Origin of the sequence: Enterovibrio sp. FF113 (assembly GCF_041439165.1) — a bacterium.
GTDB lineage: Bacteria > Pseudomonadota > Gammaproteobacteria > Enterobacterales > Vibrionaceae > Enterovibrio > Enterovibrio norvegicus_A.
Map to the genome: position 1 here is coordinate 165,875 of NZ_JBGONO010000005.1, position 25,323 is coordinate 191,197.

Consider the following 25,323-nt stretch of genomic DNA (forward strand, 5'->3'; position numbering starts at 1 on the left):
GACTCCGCCTTACATTTTGCAGTTTATGGTTTGCGAGGACTATAGCAAAACTGACACAAAAATTCCGCACAAACTGTCGGAATTTTATGCGGAATCATCAATATAAATCTGGACACCAAGAGCGACTATCCCTCTTGTCGTCGTACTTTTAGTAACGACGTGCTCGTTCGCGACGACGTGAACGCTTGTGGTAATAATCTCGGGCATTTTTAGCGGTTTTATCACGTCCTTTTAGCAACCAAATAATCACCGCTATCACGATAATCCATGGCAACATTTTAAACACTAAGCCAATCATGCCCGCCAGTGCCATCACGACAAAGCCCACGACCATGGCTGCTATTACGCCAATAAAACTAATGCCAGTGGCTAACAATGCAATGGTGAACCCCACCAGAAATAGAAACTCAATCATCAGACTCTCCTCGAGTACACAGTGTCACTTCCAATTATCTTCTGGTATTGCACGAAGCAGGCCAACTTTACTAACTGTTTAAAATCATATAGATAATAAAAAAGCGTAACGATTAACTCGCTACGCTTTCCTATTTATTGGTAAATCACACCAACTCTTGCGGTATTTTTAACCAATACCTTGCTCGTTGAATTTAAACATTCAACTCCGCTGGGATTTTCGCCAATGCCGCTTCAAGCACTTCAATGCCAGAACCCGGCTTATGCGCATTTTCGCTGATATAACGACGCCATTGACGAGCGCCAGGCATGTTTTGGAATATACCCAGCATGTGGCGACTAATGTGATTCAGATGAGCGCCTTTGCTCAACTGCTCTTCAATGTAAGGGAACATGGCTTTCACTGCGTCACTTCGCTTGATGATCGGCGCATTGCTACCGAACAGGCGTTGATCGACTTCTGCCATCATGTAAGGGCTTTGGTAAGCCTCGCGGCCAATCATCACGCCGTCCATGAATTGCAAATGCTCTTCTGCTTCTTCGAGAGATTTGATACCGCCATTAATGGCCATCGTCAGATGCGGAAAGTCTTTCTTAAGCTGATAAACACGCGGGTAATCCAGCGGCGGGATTTCACGGTTTTCTTTCGGGCTTAAACCAGAAAGCCACGCCTTACGGGCATGAATCGTGAAGTTGTCACAGCCTGATTTCTCGTGAACTGTGCGCACGAAATCGACCAAAAATTCGTAGCTGTCTTGGTCATCAATACCGATACGCGTTTTCACCGTAACCGGAATATCCACCACGGCTTTCATGGCTGAAACACATTGCGCCACCAGCTCAGCTTCACCCATCAAACACGCACCGAAACGACCGTTTTGCACACGATCAGACGGGCAACCCACGTTCAAGTTAATTTCGTCATAGCCACGTTCAACCGCCAGCTTGGCACAGGTCGCGAGATCGACAGGGTTAGAACCGCCCAATTGCAAAGACACCGGGTGCTCTTCGTCATTAAACAGCAAAAAATCGCCTTTACCATGAATGATTGCCCCTGTGGTGATCATCTCGGTATACAGCAGCGCGTTCTTAGAAAGAATGCGGTGGAAGTAGCGACAATGGCGGTCTGTCCAATCCAGCATCGGAGCGACGGAGAAACGGGCTGACGGGTAAGACACACCCTCAGACGTAACGCCTGATTGTGGATTTTGGATGTCAGTAGCTTCATTCAGCATGGATAAACCTCATTGCACTCAGTCACGCAACAGTGCCGCCAATGCAGCACCTGATAAAAAGTGAGCGGATTCTACCTCAAAGTGTGAGCTGGACCAAATAGCTGGCGATCTGAATATGCGTAGTTGCCACCTTGAACCAGTAAAAAATGGCTGGCTGCATTCGTTCTCCCATCCCGTATCACCATACGTATAAGCTACAATGTCTCAAAGACGAACCGCGGTCACGGCCTTGAGAGTGCGTGTTTTTTTTGCTGTGATAGAATATCCATCTCAACCTGATTTTTGAGATCTTATGGCCAATCATTCACAACTCATCGCCCGAGCTCAGTCGTTGTGTGAACAACGGGGCGTGCGTATGACCACGCAACGGGAACGAGTGTATGACATCATTATTCAGAGCAAGCGCGCTATAACCGCGTATGACCTGCTTGATGTGTTAAGGGAAATTGAACCACAGGCCAAGCCACCCACTGTCTATAGAGCGCTCGATTTTTTGCTTTCTCAGGGGTTTGTGCACAAAGTTGAGTCAACTAACTGCTTTATTGCTTGCTGTCTGCCCGGTCATGAGCAACATTGCTCTCAACTGTTGATTTGCGATGCGTGTGGCACGGTAGAAGAGTGTCATGCGGATGCCTTGTCTAACGCCCTTCAAAAAAAGGCGAATCAGGTTGGTTTTGCAGTGAGTCATCACGTTGTTGAAACACATGGAATATGCCACGCATGCCAGCTGGCAACACATAAAATGCAGTAGGACGGTGAACAACTATTATGCGCGCTGAATTTGTAAACCCATTCTTGTCTTCATTGGTGAACGTGCTGACCACAATGGCGCAGCTAGAAATCACACCAAGGAAGCCGCAGCTTAAAAAATCAGAGATCGCAAAAGGTGATGTGTCTGGTTTGATCGGCATGGTTGGCGATCAGACTAAAGGATCGCTTTCTGTCACGTTTGAAGAAGAGCTCGCGCTGGAAATCATGAACCGCATGTTGGGTGAACGCCCAACGTCTATAGATGCCGATGTAACGGATATGGTCGGCGAAATCACCAATATGGTGACGGGCGGTGCGAAGCGCATTCTGGCTGAAAAAGGCTTCGATTTTGAAATGGCGACGCCAATTGTGGTATCCGGGAAAGATCATACCATCACCCACAAAAGCGATGGTCAGATTATTCTTATGCCGTTTGATTCTGAATTTGGTCGTGCATACATCGAGATCTGCTTCGATTAATCATGTATTCCAAATAAAAAACGCCGCAATTGCGGCGTTTTTTATTTTCTAGTCAAACAGTTTGCTTACACGCGCCACTGTTTAAAGGTGTTAATCAAGCCATTGGTTGAACTGTCGTGGCTGGCCACGTTTTGCTGGTCTGCCAACTCTGGCAAGATTTGATTCGCCAGTTGTTTACCGAGTTCTACACCCCACTGATCGAAGCTGAAGATGTTCCAGATAACACCTTGTGCGAAGATCTTATGCTCATACATGGCAATCAACGCGCCCAGTGTGCGAGGGGTAATTTGCTTAACCAGAATCGAGTTGGTTGGGCGGTTACCTTCAAACACTTTGAACGGTACAAGCTCAGCCACCTCTTCAGCTGACTTACCGGCAGCTAAAAACTCGGCTTCCACTTGCTGACGCGTTTTGCCAAACGCTAGCGCTTCCGTTTGTGCAAAGAAGTTTGCCATCAGTTTAGGATGATGGTCGCTCAACGGGTTGTGGCTAATCGCAGGGGCGATAAAATCACATGGAATGATTTTAGTGCCTTGGTGGATCAACTGATAAAACGCGTGTTGACCATTTGTACCTGGCTCACCCCAAATGATAGGGCCCGTTTGATAATCAACAGGAAGGCCACTGCGGTCAGTGTATTTGCCGTTAGATTCCATGTTGCCTTGTTGGAAGTAAGCGGCAAAACGGTGCAGGTATTGATCGTATGGCAGAATGGCTTCTGACTCTGCGCCGTAAAAATTGTTGTACCACACACCAATCAATGCCAGTAGCACCGGAAGATTCTGCGACAACGGGGCTTGCTGGAAATGGTTATCCATGTCGTGCGCACCCGCCAACAACTCAATAAAGTTGTCATAGCCAACGGACAGACAAATCGACAGTCCGATCGCTGACCACAAAGAGTAACGACCGCCAACCCAATCCCAGAACTCAAACATGTTGTCGGTGTCGATACCAAACTCAGCAACCGATTTTGCATTGGTAGACAGTGCGGCGAAATGCTTCGCGACGTGTGCTTGATCTTCCGCTGTTGCAAGGAACCAGTCTCGCGCTGACAGGGCGTTGGTCATGGTTTCTTGGGTGGTAAACGTTTTCGATGCGACCAAGAACAGCGTGGTTTCTGGATCAAGGTTTTTCAACGTTTCGGCAATGTGAGTACCATCTACGTTGGAAACAAAGTGCAGGTTCAGGCGCGTTTTGTATGATACTAGCGCTTCACTGACCATGTATGGACCAAGATCAGAACCACCGATACCGATGTTCACGACGTCGGTAATTTCTTTGCCTGTGTAACCTTTCCACTCGCCACTGATCAGACGCTCAGAGAAAGCTTTCATCTTCTCAAGCACAGCATTCACGTGTGGCATGACGTCTTCGCCATCTACAATCACTGGCGTGTTGCTGCGGTTTCTTAGAGCTGTATGCAATACGGCGCGATCTTCCGTTTGGTTGATTTTATCGCCGCGGAACATGGCACTAATGGCATCTTTCAGCTCGGTTTCATCAGCCAGCGCGAACAATTTATCCAACGTCTGCTCACTGATCAGGTTTTTTGAATAATCGAGCAGAATATCGTTACCGAAACGCACGGAGAACTTATCAAAACGATGCGGATCGTTGGCAAAGAGCTTAGTGAGGGTCAAATCCTGCGCATCTTCAAAATGGGCGGTCAGCGCTTTCCACGCGGCCGTTTGCGTCGGATTAATGGACTTCAACATAGTTATTGTTCCTTATAGACAGAGTCGGTTCTGGTGGGCACTGTCATCCCACATTATTCTAGGCAGACCACACTTCGTCATGTCATCGCCAAAGTGGTGTAATGTTACGATCTACTTTGTACCCATGCTAGGTCATTACACAGTTTTACGCGGATATCTTTTTATTGCGATTCGTTGAACGATACCATGTTGACATGATTACATTGCAGCCGTTTTGCGTTAAGTCAGTGATTGATGTATCCCTAAAGAATGGTTCATTACCCGTGAAGGCCAACTTTACCTATTAATCTGAAGAAAGGTGTGTGAAATGTGGACTCAAAAAACAATTCATCTGAAAGCAAAGCATCGCGGGTTTCATTTAATTACTGATGAAATCGAACAACAAATTCCAGAATTACGCGATCTACGTGTTGGGCTAGTTCACCTGTTTATTCAACACACTTCTGCCAGTTTAACGCTCAACGAGAATGCTGATCCAACCGTGCGCAACGACATGGAAGCGCATTTCAACCACTTCGTTCCAGAGCGCGCATCTTACTATCAGCATACTTATGAAGGTGATGATGACATGCCTGCACACATCAAGAGTTCATTGTTAGGCTCAAGCGTGTCGATTCCCCTTTCAAATGGCCGAATGGCGCTGGGGACATGGCAGGGCATTTATCTGGGAGAACATCGAGACCACGGCGGTTCTCGACAAGTCGTGGTCACAATTCAAGGGGAGTAAGAATAGATGTGTATAACGAGATGCGATCTTCCTTTCCTGAAGTGACACACGGGTAAGCCATTCTTTACTCATGCTTTAAGTTGATCACTTACCATTAAATCATTATTTTCATATCATTCTTTTCCCACCATACTCTCGAAAAAGTCTTATGAAGACTTACCTAAAACCACCAAAAAACCACATGTCTCATTATTGAACCATTAATTGTTTACACAATTAAATAAACTTCATCCTTCGATAACGTGCCGCAAACGTAAGCGACATGAACAAAGCCCGCACACATGACCGGGTCAAACATGGATGATGGGTTAGCCCATTTATAACGGATTCTAGGTACATTAATAATGATAAAGACACTTCTTACTACTGCAATTCTTGCGGGGTCCCTCATCTCAGCTCAAGCCATGGCGAATTGTGCTGGCAACGTCTATTCAATGAATGCTGGACGCGGACATGTGGGGCTACTGCTTGACGTTCAAGAAGCAAAACAGATGTCGTCTCAGTATTTCTCCGATGCGGGCGACCGAGTGGAGTATCACTCCCGTGCGCTGTTCAGCACACCGAGCATGGCATATGACCAGATATCGGATCGTCTTTATTACGTCAGCACGCCACAGCCAACCTCATATCACGTTGAAGTACCAGCAACTGATGTCACGACTGAAGAACTCCAGAACCTAGATTTACACGCCAAAACCATTGACGCTTATCAACTGGCTTACATGGACCCAGCAACGGGCGAGCATGTCGCGGGTCCAACCGTGACAAAACAGATTCTGCGTATGGCTTTTGCCCCAAGTACTGGAGAATTGTTTGCTTCCGATTCGCAAACCATCTTTAAAGTAGATCCAACCACCGGTGACATCACCCACATTGCTAACTTCAGTAATGAATTAAAATTTGGCGGCTTTAGTAGTTGGGGGGATTTTGTCTTCCAAAATGGTGAGCTATTGTTCGTCACCAATGGTCGTACATATTCAATCAATACCGCCTCAGGCGCTCAGACGTTTAAAGCCTTCCACTTTATTGACTTCGTTGCTGCAGCAACGTTGGATCAAAATGGCCAAATGCTTGTTGCTGCCAAAAACCAGAACGTCTCGGGTAACGTGAACAGCAACCACCTGTACCGCATCAAACCATCTACAGGTGAGAGAAAGCTGGTTGGTTTGTTCCCCAACCGCATTAGCGCCATGGCGACGGTGACGTCTGAAGATCACACCTGTTATGAAAAAACAGAATTCGCGAGTGATTTAACCCCTGAAGTCACGGGTATCACATTAGCGTCAGAGTCAGTGAATGAAGGTTCAACGGCCTACTTCACCGTCAATTTTGACAAAGCCACTAACGATGCAAACACCACACTGCGCGCTGCACTTAAAGATGGCACTGCAAACTTGAACAGCGATTACGAAAATACCGTTGAACTGCTGTTCTCTGATAACTCAACGGGCTCTGCAACCATTTCATCGACGTTGACTGAAATCAGTTTGCCGCAAGGCGTAACGTCAGTGCGTATTGGCGTGCCAACGGTTAATGATGCTACGCACGAAAGCAATGAGAACTTCTCGTTGGATGCTTGGGTTTCCACCGACAAGAGCGATCTGACGTCAGCCAGTGTCACTGTCGTTGATAATGACCCGGCTGAAGTTGGCATTCGAGGGTGTAGCAATGGTGGCTGGACGTCAGCAACGAATTCACTGACTTGGTGTTCTGAGAATGACACAGTCACTTGGATTGGTGATTACCATAACTCGACGCACAGTTCGCGTTTTGAAGGAACCATTGATGGCTTGTCTATTGGTTCAGCGAGCACACTGAACTATAAAATTCTGTCCACACAAGATATCGGTGGCCTATCACGATTTACCGTGGAGATGGATTACGGTAACGGGTGGGTGACTGTAGGTAACTACCGTTCAAGGGTTTACTCACGTCCAACGACGGTTTCCTATACCTATGACTTTACTCCGGCATCAACACAGGCCAAGTACCGACTTACATGGAACATCACCTCTGATCGTCCAGATGGCGGTGACGATATTTCAATCGGTCTAGAAAACGTTACTTGGTAATAGAAACTGGACATATAAATAGCCAAAGCCATGCTTTGGCTATTTTTTTGCCTTTAAAACGGCTGGTTAATCATCACCCGAAACAGCCCTTCTTCGCTGCCCCACGCCATTTCTGAACGCACCACAATGCCTTCTACTTGAAAACGCATCGCAGCACCCGCACTCCATTTCATGTCGCGATGAAGCTCAGCGAGATCGTATTCATCAGCCACTCGCCCTGCTTCCGCAAACAGCACCCATTGCCACCAAGGCACGTCGTACCAATCAAACACAGGAACTTCATCTAACGGCTGCCATTCAGGGGTCACACGGTATTCAACGCTATAGCTAAGGGCTGAGCGACCTGCAAACCGACCGGTTTGAAAACTACGTAAGCGATATAAACCACCGAGCCTTGCGCTAGCAAATTCAGGTGGGCGATGGAATTCGGTCTGCCCATCAATCTCTGTCGAGCTGTTCCAACTAGGCGTATCGGAGGTATAGACGTTCAATGCCAACACTTGCTGTTTCGCCATGTCTTCCCAGTTGCCAAGGCTCCAATACCAACTTTGGCTTGCTGCCCACTTCCACCAACTGGCTCGGTTATCACTCCCCGGATCGGCCGTCACAATCAACTCACTCAGGCTCCCTTCAGTTGGGCTGTTGGTATTGTCACGGTTATCCCAGCGATAACGGGTTTCAAGTCCCCAAACTTCATCGGCATCTGAGAAATCACTCGGCGCGTCAACGCCCTCACCGGTTAAAGTCTGCGCTTGGTAAAACGGGCGAAACTCAATAGACGATACTCCGCTGTTCCACGGTGCATGGCCGTCAACAGCTCGCCTTGGTGACAACGCAGCACGAATTGGCTGCTGATCGCCCGCCCCCCAGGGCAAAATGTAGCGAAATGCAACATGGTGCTGCGCATCACGGCTGTCTGCGGTTAAACGGTCATCAAACGAAGAATTGTTGGATGCAGCTTCCCCAAGGAAATAGTCAAATTGTTTAAAATCACCTTCATAAAACTGGCCGCTAATGAGCCAGCGACTGCCTGGCGAAAACGTATAGTTATTGGCTGCAATAAAGCCCATCCATGTACTTTTACTGGTACCTAGACCCGCTGCAAACAAGGATGCTTGCGGCTGACCCGCTTGCTTCCAAAGCCCTGCCATGCCCGCAGAAAATCCCATCGCTTCGGTGGAAAAAGCAAAGGGCACCATTTCAATATCTAACGGTTCTGACGCTAAAGCACTGTCGTGCTCAGACGCTTCTGAGGCAAAGGCACTCATTGGTAAGCATAAAAAAGCCGCAACCCAAGTTGCGGCTTTAGAAAAGGGTAATTTCAAGAGAACCTACAGTGTATTTATGTGTAAATAATATCGACGCGTGAGGTCAGGTTTGTCACCAGCTCATATCCAATGGTACCAACGTGATGAGCCACTTCTTCAACAGGCAGGCCTTCGCCCCATAAGATGACTTCATCGCCAACGCGATCGGTGGCATCGGGGCCCAGGTCAATCGTCAGCATGTCCATTGATACGCGACCAACGAGTGGTACGCGACGACCGTTAACCAACAAAGGTGTGCCATCAGGGGCAACGCGCGGATAACCGTCACCATACCCTATAGCAACAACACCTAGCTTGGTATCACGTGGGGTAACCCAGCGACCGCCATAACCGATTGCATCGCCTTTTTTAGCGCTACGCACGGCGATAAGGCTTGATGTCATCGTCATTGCTGGCTGTAAGCCAAAATCGGCGCCAGTGCGCTCTGACACGGGTGAAACCCCGTAAAGGCTTATCCCTGGGCGAACAAAGTCAAAATGGCTAGTTGGCCACATTAGGGTACCCGATGATGCCGCCAATGACTTGAACCCAGACTGACTGGCAGTCAAAGAGGTGAACACATCAATTTGTTGCTGCGTAAGAGGATGCTCAGGCTCGTCAGCACGACCAAAGTGGCTGATAAAATGCAGCGGTTTGGCCACATTCGGACACGTATTCAAACGTTCGATAAAATCGCTGACATCATCAGGATGAACGCCCAGGCGATGCATACCGGTATCGATTTTCAGCCACACCGTGACCGGATGCGCTAAGGTCGCGTGTTCAAAAGCAAGTAACTGCTCTTCGCCGTGCACCACTGTTTGTAAGTTATGGGCGACAACAGCAGGTAAATCATCCGCAGAGTAGAAGCCTTCAAGCAGTAAAATAGGCTTAACCACGCCACCAGCACGAAGCTTCAATGCTTCATCTAAACGCGCAACACCAAAACCATCTGCCTGCGACGCCAGCGCGTTGGCGACAGGTAACAAGCCATGGCCGTAACCATTGGCTTTAATGGCTGCCCACGTACAACTGTTGGGCGCCATGGCACGTATAACATCAATGTTATGGGTAAGTGCTGCTGTTCGGATTATCGCGGTTGCCGCTTTCATTATGCCTCGCGGTTACTCTTCATCAAACGCAGGACCTGCGTAGTTATCAAAGCGAGAATATTGCCCTTGGAAGGTCAATCGAACAGAACCGATTGGGCCATTACGTTGTTTACCGAGAATGATTTCGGCAACACCTTTCAGTGGGCTTTCTGGGTTATAAACCTCATCACGATAGATGAACATAATAAGGTCAGCATCCTGCTCGATGGCGCCTGATTCACGCAAGTCGGAGTTAATAGGACGCTTGTCGGCACGTTGCTCCAACGAGCGGTTAAGCTGTGACAGGGCAACAACGGGCACGTTCAATTCTTTTGCCAACGCTTTTAACGAGCGGCTGATTTCAGAGATCTCCAGGGTACGGTTATCTTGCATACCTGGCACACGCATCAACTGAAGGTAATCGACCATGATCATCGATAGACCGCCGTGCTCACGCGCGACACGACGAGCACGTGAGCGCACATCCGTCGGCGTTAGGCCTGAACTGTCATCGATGTACATGTTTTTCTTCTGCATCAGGATCCCCATGGTGGAGGAAATCCTCGCCCAGTCTTCATCATCCAACTGTCCGGTACGGATTTTGGTCTGATCGACACGGGAAAGCGATGCAAGCATACGCATCATCAGCTGTTCGGCGGGCATCTCTAGAGAGAAAATCAGTACAGGCTTATCCTGATCCATCGCGGCGTTTTCACACAAGTTCATCGCAAAGGTGGTTTTACCCATCGACGGACGCGCTGCAACGATAATCAGATCAGAACCTTGGAGACCTGCAGTTTTCTTGTTGAGGTCAGAAAAACCGGTCGATACGCCTGTCACACCATCTTGCGGGCTCTTGAACAGAACCTCGATACGTTCGAGTGTTCTAGACAGCACACTGTCGATATTTTGCGGGCCTTCATTTGCTGAGGTACGATCTTCAGCAATCGCAAACACCTTACTTTCTGCCATGTCGAGCAAATCAGCTGACGAACGACCTTCTGGCTCATAGCCGGCATCGGCAATTTCATTTGCCACGCTAATAAGGTTACGCACCATGGCGCGCTCACGTACGATGTCAGCATAAGCGACAATGTTTGCAGCACTCGGGGTGTTTTTCGCCAGCTCTGCAAGGTAAGCAAATCCACCCACATCTTCAAGCTGGTTGTGTTTTTCCAGATGCTCAGAAAGTGTGATGAGGTCAAGCGGCTGCCCTGCATCCAGCAATTGCTTGGTGCCATCAAAAATCAGGCGATGAGGACGGCTGTAAAAGTCAGAGGCAACCACTTTTTCTGCCACGCCGTCCCAACGCTCGTTATCGAGCATCAAGCCACCGATCACAGACTGCTCCGCTTCCAACGAATGCGGTGGCATTTTCAGGGCGTCTACCTGATAGTCTCTGGGTTTCTTTGAATTAAATTGCTTGCTGCGTTGCTCTGCCATATCACTTAGTACCTTGTCATTACGCTGGTCATTATATCCGAATCCCTTTCCGACGCACGACCAAGTGCAAAGACAAATTATTTTGCTGTCTATTTAACGTCTTGCTGACGCAATGAAGGGATATTCATATAAAATACCATCCCAAGTTTTGTAATGGTAACCCATATGGCGTCAGCGCTGTTGAAACCGTCTCTGTTTTGTTTGGTTGCATTGCCTCTATGCGCAGAAGCAAGTATCCCCGAACGCTGGCAATCAGAGGTTGAGTTAGGTTTTCAGTCTCTTTCTGGCAACTCAGACTCCATGACGCTTAACAGCCGCTTGGGTGTGAGTTTCACTGATGGTCCTTATCGACATATGTCGGAAGCTAAATTCTTGCTGGTTGAAAAAGACGGCGAGGAAGACAAACATAAAAGTGAATTTGAAAGCCAAGCCAACTACAAATTTGACCCCAAACGCTACGTGCTGGGCAACGTCAGTTTCATTGACGATAAATACGGCCCGTATTATCAAGATTTGACGCTCGCAACAGGTATGGGTTATCAGGCCATTTGGCGGGAAGACCTATCTTTATTGCTCGAAATTGGCCCCGGCTACCGCTATCAAAGCCCGAACCTTGATGAGATTGATGATGATGACCTTGTCATGCCCTATGACGTGCAAGAATTTATTGTCAGGGGACAGGCAGAGCTTACGTGGCAATTGAATGAAACAGCGCTGTTTGAAGGGCGGATCACCGCTATCGCAGGTCCAAGCAACTCGAGTATAGAAGCTCGTGCATCCCTCTCTACCAGCCTAATAGACGATTTAGCCGTTAAGATATCGACGACGCAAAAATATATCGACCGTGTACCACCTGGGCTAAAAAATCGCGATTCGATTTTTACAGTGAATATGGTTTATCGGTTTTAGGCACTGGAGACACGAATAACTGAAACGGTGCCTTCATCGCTTTGCTCTTACTCAACACTCGTATCTTTTCTTTCTTGTCACTTATCTTCAGGCACAAAAAAACCGGCCAATGGCCGGTTTTTTCAAAGCTACTTGTTTCTGATATTACTCAGCAACAACTGTAACTTTAACAGTAGCGAATACTTCTGAGTGCAGTTGCATGCTCACTTCATATTCACCAGTGTTACGTAGCGCACCTTCTGGCAGGCGAACTTCGCTCTTCGTTACAGCAACACCAGCTGCAGAAACTGCATCTGCGATGTCACGAGTACCGATAGAACCGAATAGTTTACCTTCGTCACCAGACTTAGATGCGATAACAACCGCTTCTAGTGCTTCAACTTGTTCAGCACGTGCTTGCGCAGCAGCTAGAACTTCAGCAACTTTTGCTTCCAAATCTGCACGACGAGCTTCGAAATGCTCAACGTTAGATTTAGTTGCCATTACTGCCTTTCCTTTAGGGATAAGGAAGTTGCGAGCGTAACCAGACTTAACTGTTACCTGATCACCTAGGCCACCCAGGTTAGCGATTTTATCAAGCAGAATAACTTGCATTATCTATTCCTCTATTAACTTGGACAGTGCCGATTACTGATGTTTGTCAGTGTACGGCAGCAGAGCCAGGTAACGTGAACGCTTGATAGCGCGTGCCAGCTGACGCTGGTACTTAGCACGGGTACCAGTGATACGGCTAGGTACAATTTTACCAGCTTCGGTGATGTAGTTTTTCAGAGTCGCTACGTCTTTGTAATCGATCTCTTGTACGCCTTCTGCAGTAAAACGGCAGAATTTACGACGACGGAAGAAACGTGCCATGGGCTAATCTCCTGATCTAAATGTCTATAATGTCATCGGCATGTAACACTAATTTACCCGCGCCATTACGGCTGGTCTGGTAAGCGAGAAACCCACTCACCTTAATGTTACTGCCTAAAGCTAAGTGCTGTGTTTTGCTTTGAGACCCTTGCCCGCTTATTACTACCGGTAACCGGCAGTAGACTTGCCTTGGCAACGCAGCTTCCTGTTGTTCCGAACGATGCTCAAGCACAAAGTGACAATGAGGTATTCCGGCAGGACTCTGCTTTCGAATTGGGCCATTGGTGATAACACCAGAAAGCACCATTCGATTGGTCATCAATTCAAATTACTCAGCTGCTGCTTCGCCTTCAGCTGGTGCAAAATCTGCACGTTCGCCACGATCTTCACGATCGTCACGACGAGGCGCGCGCTCTTCTTTAGCCTTCATCATTACAGATGGCTCAGTGATAGCGCCTTTGGTACGCATGACCATGTTACGGATCACAGCGTCGTTGAAGCGGAACGCAGTTTCCAGCTCATCAACAACAGCTTGGTCAGCTTCAACGTTCATAAGAACGTAGTGAGCTTTGTGCAGTTTGTTGATTGGGTAAGCCAGTTGACGACGACCCCAGTCTTCTAGACGGTGGATCTGACCACCTGACTCTTTGATAGAACCAGTGTAACGCTCGATCATGCCAGCAACTTGCTCGCTTTGATCAGGGTGCACCATGAATACGATTTCGTAATGACGCATAGGTTGCTCCTTACGGATTATTCAGCTTCCAGTGTTGGCCCAGTCGTCCAAAGGAAGCAAGGAACGAAAGTAAAAGACCGGGAATTTGGAGGCAGAATAGTATAGAGAATCGTCAAATGAAGCAAGGGAAATATGTTGGCGCACGCACAGTGCGGTTGGTAATAAATGGGTGCAGTTGGCAATAAAGATGTACACCGCGTGTTCTGGCGTAGGGGGAAACCATGAGGCATAAAAAAGGGTGAAGTTATCACTTCACCCTTTTCTGTTATTGCTTGTGTTATTGCGACGTTACCATCACCAAAGCTGCGTGCGTTAAGCGCGTAGAAGCCAAGCCCATAGGCTAAACTTCTTCTGCTATCGTGTTAACCGCGACGCTGGCGCACGGCTTCAAACAGGCAAATACCGGTCGCAACCGAGACGTTCAGGCTTGATACACTGCCGCCCATTGGGATGCTGATCAACTCATCGCAGGTTTCACGCGTTAGACGACGCATGCCATCACCTTCTGCGCCCATGACGATCGCCAATGGACCAGTCATTTTGCTTTGATAGATATCATGCGTGGCTTCGCCCGCCGTCCCTACAAACCAAACGCCTTTTTCTTGCAACGCACGCATCGTGCGTGCCAAGTTGGTGACACGAACCAATGGCACAACTTCCGCTGCGCCAACGGCCACTTTACGTGCAATTGCACTTAGCGGCGCTGAACGGTCTTTCGGTACGATGATCGCACACGCACCCGCAGCATCTGCATTACGCAGACATGCACCCAAGTTATGTGGGTCAGTCACGCCGTCCAACACTAACAGCAATGGGTTTTCTTTACCGTCGAGAATAAGATCGAGATCGTTCTCGTTGTACTGACGCCCTTGCTTAACACGAGCAATCAACCCCTGATGCGACGCGCCGTCAGCTTTGTCATCCAGCGCCTTACGTCCCATTTCCTGTGTAGTAATGCCAAGCTCAGCCAGTTCCTTCAGCACGGGCAGTAAACGATCGTCTTCACGACCTTTTAGAACATAAACTTCGATAAAGCGTGCTGGGTCGGATGCCAACACGGCTTTGACGGCATGAATGCCATAAATCATTTCATTGCTCATGGGTTACTTCTTTTGATTGCCTGCTTTTTCGGGTTTGCTTCGTTGCGCTTTTTTCTTGCGCACCTTCTGAGTCTTGCTCTTTTTCTTCGCTGGAGTGCCGTCAGTCGTTTTACCTGCGGAAGGCTCCTTGCTTGCAGCGGATCCTTTGCGACGAGGCTTTCCTTTTCTCTTTCCTTTCCCTTCAGACGCTTTGTCGTCGCCTGCAGCCTTAGGAATAGCGCCACGTTTTAGTTGCTGGCGGACAGAGCTGCGCTCTTTGCTTTCTTCCGGGTTTTTCCCTGATTCAGCACTGCCTTTCTTGGCTTTGTCTCGCGATGTTTTACCTGCGCCACGCGGTTTGCGTGTCACGCCATCCAGTCCAAAGTCGATCATTCTTTCGTCAAGGTTAACGGATAATACTTTGACCGTCACTTGATCGCCGAGTTGGAATACGCGGCCTGAACTTTCACCCACCAGCTTTTGATGGACCATGTCGTAGTTGTAGTAATCATTATCAAGGTTTGAGATATGCACCAAACCATCGATATGCAGTTCGTTCAGACGCACGAAGAAACCAAAACCGGTGACATTTGCCACTGTGCCTTGCATCACTTCGCCCACATGGTCTTGCATGTATTCGCATTTCAGCCAATCAGACACATCTCGGGTTGCATCATCAGCACGGCGCTCTGTCATCGAGCACTGCTCACCCATGCTGTCCATTTCATCCACAGAGTAGTGATAGCCACCGGTTGGCGTCCAGCGATCGTGCTCATTCCCTTCTTGCTTCGCAATGAGGTATTTGATCGCTCGGTGCAACAGCAAATCGGGATAACGACGAATTGGCGATGTGAAGTGCGCATACTGCTTAAGTGCCAAACCGAAGTGGCCAGCATTATCCGCCTGATACACAGCTTGCTTCATCGAACGCAGTAACATGGTCTGGATAAGCTCTTTATCCGGACGACTGCTAATGATGTGCGCCAATTGGGCATAATCGGTCGGCGACGGTTCAAGGCCTCCTTCCAGCGACAAGCCCATCTCTCTCAGGAAGTCTTTAAAGCCTGTCAGGCGCTCTTCTGCCGGCGCTTCATGCACGCGATACAGCGCAGGCTCTTTGTGCTTCTCAACAAATCGTGCTGAGGCGATGTTAGCCAAGATCATGCACTCTTCAATGATCTTGTGCGCGTCATTACGCTCTACCGGTACGATGCGCTCAATTTTACGCATCGCATTGAAAATAAATTTAGTTTCAATCGTTTCAAACTCAATCGCGCCACGCTGTTCACGCGCACCTTTCAACACTTTGTACATGTTGTTGAGTTCTTCAAGGTGAGGAACCAGCTTAGTGTATCGCTCGCGCAGCTCTTCATCACCATCCAGCATCTGCGCCACTTTGGTGTAAGTCAGGCGAGCGTGGGAGTTCATCACCGCTTCATAGTGTTTGAAGCCGGACAATTTGCCCGTTTCAGAGATGGTCATCTCACACACCATGCACAAACGATCGACTTGCGGGTTGAGCGAGCAAAGACCATTCGACAACACTTCCGGCAGCATTGGGATCACTTGCGATGGGAAGTACACCGAGTTGCCGCGCTTAATTGCTTCTTTGTCGAGCGCTGAATCTGAGCGCACGTAATAACTGACATCGGCAATGGCAACCCAAAGACGCCAGCCACCGGAGCGTTTTTTCTCACAGTAAACCGCATCATCGAAGTCTCGTGCATCTTCGCCATCAATGGTAACAAGCGGTAAGTCACGAAGGTCGACACGGCCTTTTTTGGCCTCTTCCGGCACGACTTCCGTGAAATCTTTTACTTGTTTCTCGACGTCTTGCGGCCATTCATTCGGAATGTCGTGAGTACGCAGGGCAATTTCTATTTCCATGCCCGGCGCCATATTTTCACCAAGGACTTCGACAATGCGACCCATGGCGTTTTGTTGACGAGTGGCACGTTGGAATATATCCACCACAACAACGTTACCCATGCGAGCGCCTTTGCGATCTTCTTTAGGGATAATGATGTCTTGGCTTAAGCGTGAGTCATCAGGCACAACGAACGCATTGCCATCTTCCAAGAAGAAACGACCGACAATTTGTCCCTTTCTTTCCTCAAGTACACGTACAACGCGTGCTTCTTTGCGGCCACGTTTGTCTGTGCCCGCCGGTTGCACAAGAATGAAATCACCGTGCATGACGCTTTTCATTTGATGATGCGGTAATAGCCAATCATCACGATTGCCTTTGCCTTCAGGGCGCAGGAAACCAAAGCCATCGCGATGGCCTATTACGGTGCCTTTCACTAAATCGAGTCGCTCTGGCAGCGCGTAGCACTGACGGCGGGTAAAAATCAGCTGACCATCACGCTCCATGGCGCGAAGGCGGCGGCGAAGGCCTTCATATTCTTCTTCACTTTTCAGGCCCAGCACTTCAAACAGCTGATCTCTATTGACGGGTGTGGTGAAACCTTTGATGACTTCAAGCAGGTGTTCGCGGCTTGGTACTGGGTTATCGTAGTTTTTTGCTTCACGACCCAAAAAAGGATCGTTGCTGTGTAGGTGTTTGTCCTGAGACATATAGGATTCCCGTTAGCGACACTTGTCTTCAAGTATATCGCTTAAAATAAAAGAAAATGGGTAGCCCGGCTGGATTGCCAGAAAAATCTGACAGATCGTCTCAAATACTGTTTTTTATGCCGGACGAACTGGGATAAGGAGGCGGTGAAGGTCGTCGTTGCCTGACACCATGTCATGAAGTGTGTGTTTGTCCATTTCGGCAAGAAAAGCGTCTAACGCATTCGCGATGGCACTTTTCAGGCGACAGGCAGGGGTAATATGGCAATTATCTGTGCCACAGTTGACAACTTGCAATGGCTCTAAGGCTCTGATCACATCGCCGACTACAATAGACGTTGCAGGCTTACCAAGTCGGATCCCACCGTTCTTTCCGCGCACGGCTTCCACATAGCCAACCTGACTCATACGGTGGATTATCTTCACCATATGATGACGGGACACCCCATACTTCTCAGTGACCACGGTAATGCTGGTCAGCTCTCCAGGAGGCAGCATAGCCAGATACATTAGCGCCCTGAGGCCATAATCTGTAAAACTGGTTAATTGCACGTTTTCAAATCTCCTTGCGCGCATTGTACATCGAACTGATTCAAAAGGCGCGCGTGTGCTCAGTTTCTTTTATCGCCACTCTTCGCTTCAATCTCTTGCTCTAAGTCGGTCACACTTTTTTGTTGATCTAAACATATATTTCAGATACAACTTTAAACATGCATTTCAAATGACACTTTAAAATACAGATAAGGGTATATCATGCTCAGCACCAAAACTATTGAGATTGTAAAGTCGACCGCTCCTTTGCTTGCCGAAACCGGACCAAAACTCACGGCTCATTTCTATGACCGTATGTTTGCTCGCCACCCCGAGCTCAACGATATTTTCAACATGAGCAACCAATTTTCGGGTGCGCAACGTGAGGCACTGTTCAATGCCGTACACGGGTATGCTGCCAATATTGATAACTTGCCAGCACTGCTGCCTGTGATTGAGAAAATCGCGCAAAAACATGTAAGTTTTAATATCACCCCTGAAATGTATGCAATTGTGGGTGAAAACCTACTTGCAACCATTGACGAGCTTTACTCGCCAGGTCAAGAAGTACTAGATGCATGGGCTGAGGCTTACGGCGTGCTGGCGCATGTATTCGTGACACGCGAAGAAGAAATCTATCAGCAAAGTGAAACCTCGCAAGGCGGTTGGCGCGGTACTCGCCCATTCACACTTGTAAGCAAAACACCAGAAAGTGAGGTGATCACCAGTTTTGTGTTTGCGCCGCAAGACGGGCTACCTATCGCTCATTACACCCCAGGTCAATACATTGGTATTTACCTCACACCGGAACAATTTGCGAACCGCGAAATCCGTCAGTACAGCTTGTCTTGTGCGCCAAACGGCAAACAGTATCGCATCTCGGTCAAACGTGAAGCACAAGGAACCGTTTCAAACTATCTGCACGATCACCTTAATGTTGGCGATGTGGTTGACCTCGCGCCGCCAAGCGGCGACTTTTTCTTCCAATCTGACATCACAACGCCTGTTGCACTGATCTCTGGCGGTGTTGGCCTAACACCTATGTTGGCAATGCTAGAAAGCTTGAGCGGTCAACACCATGCCGATATCCAATGGTTGCATGCCGCCGAGCATGGAGAGCAACATGCCTTTGGTCAGCACATCGATACCCTGGTTGAGCAACATGGTAATGCACAGCGCAACGTCTGGTATCGCGAACCAAAAGACAGCGATCAACGCGGTCAGCATTATGATCATCAAGGCATGATGGATATTAGCAAGGTGTCAGCGCTTACCGAAGACAGCCAGCGTCACTTTTACTTATGTGGACCGGTCGGTTTTATGCAGTCAATCGCCAAGCAGTTAACAGACTCAGGTATCACCAAAGATCGTATTTTTTACGAATGCTTTGGCCCACACAAAGTCCTCGACTAACTTCATTCATGACAAAAGACAACGCCCTGCAATAGCAGGGCGTTTTTGAATTTGTGGCAAGTTAAGATCACCAATAGGTATCTCGTCGTTTCGCTCTCGCTATCACGTTACGTGGCATTTTGTTTTCCAACGCCCGTCGAAGCATCGCGACTTTTTGATGCGTCGATTGATCGGCAGTGATGGTGTGATAGAGCCAACGATAAGCATCTTCATAATCCAGTGGGCTACCGTAATCAGCCACCAGCAATTCTGCCAATTGAAGCCTTGCTCGCATATTGCCCAAAGACGCCGCTTCACGAAGATAAGGAATCGCACGCTCTTTGTCTTGTTGCACCAAAGTGCCTAAAGAGTAATATCGCCCCAGTTGTTCCAACGCTGCTGGTAGGCCTTGTTGCGCGGCCAACTGCATGTAGTAAACACCTTGCTCGACATCACGATCGACACACACTCCCCACGCTAACATGTCACCGTAAAGGAATTGATAAGAGGGTAATTCAACACGAATAGCACGCGCTTCAATATCTTGCAGAAGCTGGCATTCGTCTTCTTTGACTTTCTTAAGATGGCTGTTGCTTTCAAACAGACGGATCAACTGCGTTTCATCATATACAGGCAATGCAGGGCCAAGTTCTGCTTTTGCAGCTGAACTAGCCAACATGATTGATATAAATAAGATGCGCAGTTTCATGCATACCCACTTTAACGATGATTGTTAAGAGACTGTGTGTCTTGCATAACTTGTATCGGCAACACCTTGCCTAACTTTACTCTTTTTACGGCGAAATTTTTCCGCACTGGAATATGAACAGTATAGAGTCGTTTGAGCAAAAAAAAACCAGCCACTAAGGCTGGTTTTTTTCAATCTAGAACCAATTAAGACGAGAAAGGCTGAACCTTAATGATCGTCTCGTTGCGGTCTGGGCCAGTTGAGATGATATCAATTGGCACACCAGTCAGCTCTTCGATACGTGCAATGTAATCGAGCGCTGCTTGTGGCAGTTCGTCGATAGATTTCGCACCGAAGGTCTTTTCGCTCCAACCAGGAACGGTTTCATAGATTGGCGTAATATTTTCATACGCATCAGCAGCCATTGGCGATACTTCAAGAACCGTTCCGTCTGGCAGTTGGTAACCAGTACAGATTTTGATTTCTTCCAAGCCGTCCATCACGTCCATCTTGGTCAAGCAAAAGCCTGAGATAGAGTTGATTTGAACTGCGCGGCGCATTGCCACTGCATCAAACCAACCAGTACGGCGGAGGCGACCAGTTGTCGCGCCAAACTCGTGACCAACTGTACCCAGGTGCTTACCGATTGGATCTTGTTTTTCTAGGCCATCGTAAAGCTCAGTCGGGAAAGGACCTGAACCAACACGGGTGCAGTATGCTTTCGCGATACCTAGGATATAACCTAGGTGACGTGGACCAAAACCAGAACCTGCAGCAACACCACCAGCGGTTGTGTTAGAAGAGGTTACATATGGGTAAGTACCGTGGTCGATATCCAGAAGTGTGCCTTGTGCACCTTCGAACATGATCTTGTCGCCACGCTTACGCGCATCGTCAAGTTCTTGAGTCACATCGATAACCATGCTGGTTAGTACGTCAGCTTGTTCCAAAATCTTCGCAAGCGTTTCTTCGTAGCTAACAGGCTCAACTTTGTAGAAGTGCTCCAACTGGAAGTTATGGTACGCCATCACTTCCTTAAGCTTCTCGGCAAACGCTTCTTTGTCGAACAAATCGCCAACACGCAGACCGCGACGAGCAACTTTGTCTTCGTAAGCAGGACCAATACCACGACCAGTGGTACCGATAGCTTTCTTACCACGAGCAGCTTCACGAGCAACGTCGAGTGCAATGTGATAAGGAAGAATTAGCGGACAAGCTTCTGACAGGAACAGACGTTCACGAACTGGAAAACCGCGCTCTTCGAGGCCGCCCATTTCTTTCATCAATGCGTCAGGAGACAGAACAACACCGTTACCGATGATGCACTTAACGTTGTTACGAAGAATGCCAGAAGGAATCAAATGCAGAACGGTTTTTTCACCGTCGATAACGAGAGTGTGACCCGCATTGTGACCGCCTTGGTAGCGCACCACGTAATTTGCGTCTTCAGTTAAAAGATCGACGATCTTACCCTTACCTTCGTCACCCCATTGAGTGCCGAGAACGACTACGTTATTACTCATCTTTTCCAGTCAGTTGCTGATTAAAACGGGATTCTAGCACCTTCATTTAAACGTTGCAGTCATTTTTTAACCGTCGTCCCGAACATGTTAATCAGGCTGTCACAGTTTTTTGCTCTGTTCATTTACTTGGACGGCCACATCATATATGCGATGACAATACCTGCTACCACCAAGCATCCGCCTATGCGACGAAGCGTTGTATCCTGTAGTTGACTCATTTCCTTGACCATATTTCGCCATTTGTTCGGAACAAGCATGGGGCCTAAACCTTCAACAACCAGTACCAGGCCTATCGCTAATAACAACTCTTTTCCCATAAAACACCTCAAATTAGGGGCAAAAAAAAGACAAGGCGCGATGCCTTGTCTTTCATTTTTACGATTAACGCCACACTATTTCAGGTTAACGTTTGGCTCTTTCATGTACTGGAAGAACTCGCTGCTTGGGTCAACCACTAGGATGTCACCCTTATTGCTAAAGCTCTTCTCGTAAGCTTGCAGAGAACGTATGAAGTTGTAGAACTCAGGTTCTTTATTAAAAGTACCTGCGTAGATATTCGCAACTTCTGCGTCTGCTTCACCACGTGTTACACGGGCCGTTTTTTCTGCTTCAGCAAGAATGGTTGCCACTTCAAGTTCAGATTGAGCACGGATGACTTCCGCTTTCTCACGACCTTGTGAACGGTGGCGACGCGCTACCGTTTCACGCTCTGCACGCATACGCGCGTAGATAGATTCACTGATCTTGTCTGGCAGGTTGATTTTCTTGATACGAAGGTCAATCACTTCAATGCCAATATCATTGGCACTTTGTTGCACTTCGTCCAGAACATCCGCCATGACTTGCTCACGCTTCTCAGAGACGATTTCTTTAATGGTCTTCGAACCAATTTCAGCTCGTAGGCCATCAGACACTTTACGTTGCAACAACGCTTCAGCAGTCAAACGGTTACCACCACCTGTTGACAGGTAATATTGACCGAAATCTTGAATACGCCATTTAACGTAGGAGTCGATGATCACATCTTTTTTCTCAGATGTAACGAAGCGGTCAGATTGATCGTCCATGGTTTGAATACGTGCATCAAGGATCTGAACGCTATCAAACACTGGCACTTTGAACTGCAAACCTGGTCCGTAGATTTTCGCCTGATCGTCTTCCGCTTTCAGAATTCGACCAAAACGAAGCACAATTCCACGCTCGCCTTCATCAACCACAAACACTGACATCAAACCAACAACGATCGAAACAATAATCAGAGGGATTAATAACTTACGCATAATTAGTATCTCCCCTGACGCGTTGTCGTTGGACTAGAACTTGGGCTAGGCACTCCAGACGGGCCTGACGCTTCCAATTCAATACCGTATTCAATCGCATTGGTATCAGAATTGGTACGAGGTTGAGGCGCTTGATTCATCAACTTATCCAAAGGCAGATACAGCAAGTTACCACCGCCCGCTTGTGAGTCAATCAGTACCTTGCTGGTGTTGCCATAGACTTGCTCCATGGTTTCCAGATAGAGACGATTACGCGTCACTTCAGGTGCAGCCTGATATTCAGGAAGCAGCTTTTCAAACTGCGCCACGTCACCTTCAGCTTCATTGACGGTTTTCTCACGATAACCCAACGCTTCCTTCTTCAGGCGCTCAGCTCGACCCGTTGCCTTAGGCAAAATGTCGTTACTGTAAGCTTCTGCTTCTTTGATGTAGCGTTCTTCATCTTCTCGCGCTTTGATTGCATCATCGAATGCATCCTGAACTTGTTCCGGAGCTCGCGCGCCTTGTAAGTTCACATCAACAACCAAGATACCCATATCGTAACGGTCGATAATACGATTGATTTCCGTCTGAGTTTTTGTACGGATCTCTTGACGACCTGTAGTCAGGATATCATCCATCACCGCATCACCAATGACCGCACGCAGCGCTGAGTCAGTTGCCTGACGTAGACTGTCATCCGCATTAGTTACCGAGTACAGATACTTTTCTGGATCTGCAATGCGATACTGAACGTCCATATCAACGCTCACAACGTTTTCATCTTTGGTCAGCATTTCGCCTGAACTACGCAAAGAACGAATCGCTTGGACATTGACGGTTGTGACTTCATCAATGAAATTTGGTTTCCAGTTCAGACCAGGCTGAACAATGCGGTTGTACTCACCGAAGCGCAATACAACACCACGCTCAGCTTCACCGATAGTGTAAAAGCCTGTCGCGCCCCAAATAACCACACCCACAACGGCAACTACGCCCAAACCAGCAGCACTGCTGCCAAAAGATGGTCCTTTACCTTTACCGCCACCAAACAAACCACTCAGTTTGCGGCTAATTTTACCAAACACCTCATCGAGGTCCGGCGGTCCTTGGTCACGACCTCCGCGATTACCCCACGGATCTTTGTCCTGACCGCCATTATTTCCTGGCTCATTCCACGCCATTAGAGCACTCCATCAATATGATATGACGATAGTTTTTATACTGTAACAGTCTGTTAGTTGACGATAAAGTCGCCTAACTCGCTGCCTTCCCGTTTTCTTAACCTTAGCCAATCGGCTTGAGGTAAGCGCACATCGATCAGCAAATGTCCGTCCTGATCGTATTCTTCTTGCAAAATACAACGCAACCGACAGAATTTACTGTGCATTCTGCCAATGGCCGAAGGTGGAATACGTAAGCGATAGCTTACCATAGTCCCCGCCAGCCTTTCGGTCAGTGCCTCAAAAAGAAGATCTATACCCCGATCTGCAAGCGCTGATACCCAAACAATTCTTGGGACGCCTTCATCATCACGTTCGATACGCGGCAATGCATCTTCCATATTATCGATCTTGTTCATCACCAACAGAGTTGGTACTTCGTGTGCATCAATCTCTTCAAGAACCACATTAACTGCGTCAATGTTCTCCCGGAAACGATCATCACTAGCATCGATGACATGGAGCAATAGCGTCGCTTCTTGCGTCTCTTTGAGCGTAGCTTTAAATGCCGCAACGAGATCATGGGGCAAATGTCGAATAAATCCAACGGTATCTGCCAAAATAACGTCACCAACATCTTCCACTTCGATCTTACGCAATGTCGGGTCAAGCGTTGCAAACAGCTGATCAGCTGCATAAACACCGGCATCCGTAATGCGATTGAACAAAGTAGATTTGCCTGCATTGGTGTATCCCACCAGCGAGACAGTCGGCACTTCAGCGCGATTTCTTGCGCGTCGCCCCTGCTCTCGTTGTTTAGCGACTTTATCAAGTCTACGCAAAATCGCCTTAACGCGATCACGTAACAAACGACGGTCAGTCTCTAGCTGAGTTTCACCCGGGCCACGCAAGCCTATACCGCCTTTTTGACGTTCTAAGTGCGTCCAGCCTCGAATAAGTCGAGTCGATAGATGACGAAGTTGCGCCAGTTCTACCTGCAACTTACCTTCGTGAGTGCGGGCTCGCTGAGCAAAAATGTCCAAGATTAGGCCGGTGCGATCAAGCACACGACATTGAATTAACCGCTCGAGATTTCGCTCCTGCGCAGGTGATAGCGCATGGTTGAAAATGACGATTTCTGCCCCGGTCATCCGGACGGCATCTGCGATTTCGAGGGCTTTACCTTCACCAACGAAGTATTTGGAATGCGGGGATTGTCGGCTGCCTGTAATCGTTTGCAACCGCGTAACCCCCGCTGACGATACCAGCAATTCGAGTTCGCTGAGATCTTCCCATTCGCCTTGTTGGGTGAAGTTGATATGAACTAAAACAGCCTGTTCACCGGCTTCGTAACGGTCAAACAAGCGATCAACTCCT

At 48.1% G+C, this 25,323-nt stretch carries 25 protein-coding genes; 6 read left to right on the top strand and 19 right to left on the bottom strand.

What is annotated here, in order from left to right; genetic code table 11:
• Nucleotides 1-148: 148 nt before the first annotated feature.
• Together pspG and dusA are read right to left on the bottom strand one after the other, a co-directional pair.
• On the bottom strand, nt 149-415 hold the full coding sequence (gene pspG, locus ACED36_RS05715; RefSeq protein WP_016959089.1) for an envelope stress response protein PspG: 267 nt from the start codon (nt 413-415) through the stop codon (nt 149-151).
• A 193-nt stretch (nt 416-608) separates the two neighbouring features.
• Nucleotides 609-1,649, bottom strand: coding sequence for a tRNA dihydrouridine(20/20a) synthase DusA (gene dusA / locus ACED36_RS05720; RefSeq protein WP_371732919.1), 1,041 nt, complete (start codon nt 1,647-1,649; stop codon nt 609-611).
• A 292-nt stretch (nt 1,650-1,941) separates the two neighbouring features.
• Between dusA and zur the strand changes: the two genes are divergently transcribed.
• Together zur and ACED36_RS05730 are read left to right on the top strand one after the other, a co-directional pair.
• The gene (zur, locus tag ACED36_RS05725) at nt 1,942-2,400 is read left to right on the top strand and encodes a zinc uptake transcriptional repressor Zur (protein WP_017005269.1); all 459 of its coding nucleotides are present in this window, start codon (nt 1,942-1,944) and stop codon (nt 2,398-2,400) included.
• Between the two features lie 17 nt (nt 2,401-2,417).
• On the top strand, nt 2,418-2,879 hold the full coding sequence (locus ACED36_RS05730; RefSeq protein ID WP_016959092.1) for a chemotaxis protein CheX: 462 nt from the start codon (nt 2,418-2,420) through the stop codon (nt 2,877-2,879).
• Nucleotides 2,880-2,944: 65 nt separating this feature from the next.
• On the opposite strand, the gene pgi is transcribed toward ACED36_RS05730, so the two are convergent.
• Nucleotides 2,945-4,597: a glucose-6-phosphate isomerase gene (pgi, locus tag ACED36_RS05735; RefSeq protein ID WP_371732920.1), complete on the bottom strand. Its 1,653-nt coding sequence runs from the start codon at nt 4,595-4,597 to the stop codon at nt 2,945-2,947.
• Between the two features lie 307 nt (nt 4,598-4,904).
• On the opposite strand from pgi, the gene ACED36_RS05740 reads away from it, so the two are divergent.
• Nucleotides 4,905-5,324 (top strand): secondary thiamine-phosphate synthase enzyme YjbQ, encoded by a 420-nt coding sequence (locus tag ACED36_RS05740; protein WP_016959094.1) that lies wholly within the window; start codon nt 4,905-4,907, stop codon nt 5,322-5,324.
• 344 nt (nt 5,325-5,668) lie between these two features.
• Complete coding sequence (locus tag ACED36_RS05745; RefSeq protein ID WP_016959095.1) at nt 5,669-7,396, top strand: hypothetical protein; 1,728 nt, start codon at nt 5,669-5,671, stop codon at nt 7,394-7,396.
• A 53-nt stretch (nt 7,397-7,449) separates the two neighbouring features.
• Here the strand turns inward: ACED36_RS05745 and ACED36_RS05750 are convergent, their stop codons facing one another.
• The 3 genes from ACED36_RS05750 to ACED36_RS05760 form a co-directional block, all read right to left on the bottom strand.
• Complete coding sequence (locus ACED36_RS05750; protein WP_371732921.1) at nt 7,450-8,664, bottom strand: BamA/TamA family outer membrane protein; 1,215 nt, start codon at nt 8,662-8,664, stop codon at nt 7,450-7,452.
• Between the two features lie 74 nt (nt 8,665-8,738).
• Nucleotides 8,739-9,815 (bottom strand): alanine racemase, encoded by a 1,077-nt coding sequence (gene alr, locus ACED36_RS05755; protein WP_371732922.1) that lies wholly within the window; start codon nt 9,813-9,815, stop codon nt 8,739-8,741.
• 12 nt (nt 9,816-9,827) lie between these two features.
• Entirely contained in the window at nt 9,828-11,237 is a 1,410-nt protein-coding gene (locus ACED36_RS05760) for a replicative DNA helicase (RefSeq protein WP_016959098.1), read from the bottom strand.
• Between the two features lie 165 nt (nt 11,238-11,402).
• On the opposite strand from ACED36_RS05760, the gene ACED36_RS05765 reads away from it, so the two are divergent.
• The gene (locus tag ACED36_RS05765; protein ID WP_017005273.1) at nt 11,403-12,146 is read left to right on the top strand and encodes a YdiY family protein; all 744 of its coding nucleotides are present in this window, start codon (nt 11,403-11,405) and stop codon (nt 12,144-12,146) included.
• A gap of 144 nt (nt 12,147-12,290) precedes the next feature.
• Here the strand turns inward: ACED36_RS05765 and rplI are convergent, their stop codons facing one another.
• The 7 genes from rplI to nsrR form a co-directional block, all read right to left on the bottom strand.
• Complete coding sequence (gene rplI / locus ACED36_RS05770) at nt 12,291-12,740, bottom strand: 50S ribosomal protein L9 (RefSeq protein WP_016959100.1); 450 nt, start codon at nt 12,738-12,740, stop codon at nt 12,291-12,293.
• Nucleotides 12,741-12,773: 33 nt separating this feature from the next.
• A complete protein-coding gene (gene rpsR / locus ACED36_RS05775) occupies nt 12,774-13,001 on the bottom strand; it encodes a 30S ribosomal protein S18 (RefSeq protein ID WP_002539422.1) in 228 nt (75 codons plus the stop codon).
• Between the two features lie 16 nt (nt 13,002-13,017).
• Complete coding sequence (priB, locus tag ACED36_RS05780; protein WP_016959101.1) at nt 13,018-13,320, bottom strand: primosomal replication protein N; 303 nt, start codon at nt 13,318-13,320, stop codon at nt 13,018-13,020.
• A 9-nt stretch (nt 13,321-13,329) separates the two neighbouring features.
• Nucleotides 13,330-13,737 (bottom strand): 30S ribosomal protein S6, encoded by a 408-nt coding sequence (rpsF, locus tag ACED36_RS05785; protein ID WP_016959102.1) that lies wholly within the window; start codon nt 13,735-13,737, stop codon nt 13,330-13,332.
• 362 nt (nt 13,738-14,099) lie between these two features.
• Nucleotides 14,100-14,837 carry a 23S rRNA (guanosine(2251)-2'-O)-methyltransferase RlmB gene (rlmB, locus tag ACED36_RS05790; RefSeq protein WP_016959103.1) on the bottom strand — a complete coding sequence of 246 codons (738 nt, stop codon included), beginning with the start codon at nt 14,835-14,837 and terminating at the stop codon, nt 14,100-14,102.
• A gap of 3 nt (nt 14,838-14,840) precedes the next feature.
• Complete coding sequence (gene rnr / locus ACED36_RS05795; protein ID WP_016959104.1) at nt 14,841-17,393, bottom strand: ribonuclease R; 2,553 nt, start codon at nt 17,391-17,393, stop codon at nt 14,841-14,843.
• A gap of 114 nt (nt 17,394-17,507) precedes the next feature.
• Entirely contained in the window at nt 17,508-17,942 is a 435-nt protein-coding gene (gene nsrR / locus ACED36_RS05800) for a nitric oxide-sensing transcriptional repressor NsrR (RefSeq protein ID WP_016959105.1), read from the bottom strand.
• 201 nt (nt 17,943-18,143) lie between these two features.
• On the opposite strand from nsrR, the gene hmpA reads away from it, so the two are divergent.
• Nucleotides 18,144-19,334 carry an NO-inducible flavohemoprotein gene (hmpA, locus tag ACED36_RS05805; protein WP_371732923.1) on the top strand — a complete coding sequence of 397 codons (1,191 nt, stop codon included), beginning with the start codon at nt 18,144-18,146 and terminating at the stop codon, nt 19,332-19,334.
• 67 nt (nt 19,335-19,401) lie between these two features.
• Here hmpA and ACED36_RS05810 read toward each other — a convergent pair whose 3' ends face one another.
• From ACED36_RS05810 to hflX, 6 genes are all read right to left on the bottom strand, one after another.
• Nucleotides 19,402-20,022: a tetratricopeptide repeat protein gene (locus tag ACED36_RS05810; RefSeq protein WP_371732924.1), complete on the bottom strand. Its 621-nt coding sequence runs from the start codon at nt 20,020-20,022 to the stop codon at nt 19,402-19,404.
• 185 nt (nt 20,023-20,207) lie between these two features.
• Nucleotides 20,208-21,524: an adenylosuccinate synthase gene (locus tag ACED36_RS05815; RefSeq protein ID WP_016959108.1), complete on the bottom strand. Its 1,317-nt coding sequence runs from the start codon at nt 21,522-21,524 to the stop codon at nt 20,208-20,210.
• A 122-nt stretch (nt 21,525-21,646) separates the two neighbouring features.
• Entirely contained in the window at nt 21,647-21,841 is a 195-nt protein-coding gene (locus tag ACED36_RS05820; protein WP_016959109.1) for a DUF2065 domain-containing protein, read from the bottom strand.
• A 75-nt stretch (nt 21,842-21,916) separates the two neighbouring features.
• Nucleotides 21,917-22,804 (bottom strand): protease modulator HflC, encoded by an 888-nt coding sequence (gene hflC / locus ACED36_RS05825; RefSeq protein WP_016959110.1) that lies wholly within the window; start codon nt 22,802-22,804, stop codon nt 21,917-21,919.
• A gap of 2 nt (nt 22,805-22,806) precedes the next feature.
• A complete protein-coding gene (hflK, locus tag ACED36_RS05830) occupies nt 22,807-23,967 on the bottom strand; it encodes an FtsH protease activity modulator HflK (RefSeq protein ID WP_016959111.1) in 1,161 nt (386 codons plus the stop codon).
• A 53-nt stretch (nt 23,968-24,020) separates the two neighbouring features.
• Nucleotides 24,021-25,310, bottom strand: a complete 1,290-nt coding sequence (gene hflX, locus ACED36_RS05835) for a ribosome rescue GTPase HflX (protein ID WP_016959112.1) — start codon at nt 25,308-25,310, stop codon at nt 24,021-24,023.
• Between the last annotated feature and the right edge of the window lie 13 nt (nt 25,311-25,323).